Origin of the sequence: Amycolatopsis sp. w19 (assembly GCF_051373225.1) — a bacterium.
GTDB classification, from domain to species: domain Bacteria; phylum Actinomycetota; class Actinomycetes; order Mycobacteriales; family Pseudonocardiaceae; genus Amycolatopsis; species Amycolatopsis japonica.
Genome location: NZ_JBPQFM010000066.1, coordinates 1 through 757 on the forward strand (window position 1 = coordinate 1; position 757 = coordinate 757).

Sequence of the window (757 nt, forward strand, 5' to 3'; positions counted from 1 at the left end):
GTTTAGAAGATGTTCGCCGTACGCTTCTAGCACAATTAAATGGAATCAGCCAGCGTATGCTCGATAAAAAAATTGATGAAAGACAAACAATTAGCACACTATTGTATCACATTGCATTGATTGAGGCAGATTGGTTATATGAAGAGGTCCTGGTTACTGAATGGGATCCCGAAATACGTTCTTTGTTCTCATTTGCAGTTCGTTCTGAAGATGGTTCTTTAGCCCACATCGAGGGACAAAGCTTAGAAGATCATTTTCACCGCCTTAATAAGGTACGAGAAGCATTTCTTTCCCACTTTCGTTCAATGGACTTAACAGACTGGCGTAGACCAAGAATACTTGAACATTATGACGTTACACCTGAGTGGGTTGTTTACCATTTGATTGAACATGAATCTCATCATAGAGGTCAAATTTTCCAATTACTTAAAGAATTGCGAAACAATTAAGATGTCAAAGTAATGAAATAAAACAAAAGAGGTGCCTAAAATAACTATTTATATTGCTTTATTACGAGGCATTAACGTAGGTGGACACAAATTAATAAGGATGCAGGAATTAAAGAGTCTATTAACAAATATGGGATTAGATAAAGTTAAAACCTATATTCAAAGTGGAAATGTTATATTGCAGTCTGAAAGAAATGCAGAACAATTAGAAGAGCAAATGGAGCAAGAGATTAGAAGGGCTTTCGGTTTTTCTGTCATTATTATTTTAAGAACAGCTTCTGAATGGGAACAAATTTTTAGCAGTTGTC

General features: G+C 35.4%; 2 protein-coding genes. Both read left to right on the forward strand.

Going from position 1 to position 757, the window contains the following annotated elements; all coding sequences use genetic code 11:
* Positions 1-449 (forward strand): DinB family protein (locus ACSMFO_RS40145; RefSeq protein WP_436462536.1); only part of this gene is annotated, 449 nt, incomplete at its 5' end.
* A 31-nt stretch (positions 450-480) separates the two neighbouring features.
* The coding region (locus ACSMFO_RS40150; protein ID WP_436462537.1) for a DUF1697 domain-containing protein at positions 481-757 on the forward strand (277 nt) is incomplete at its 3' end.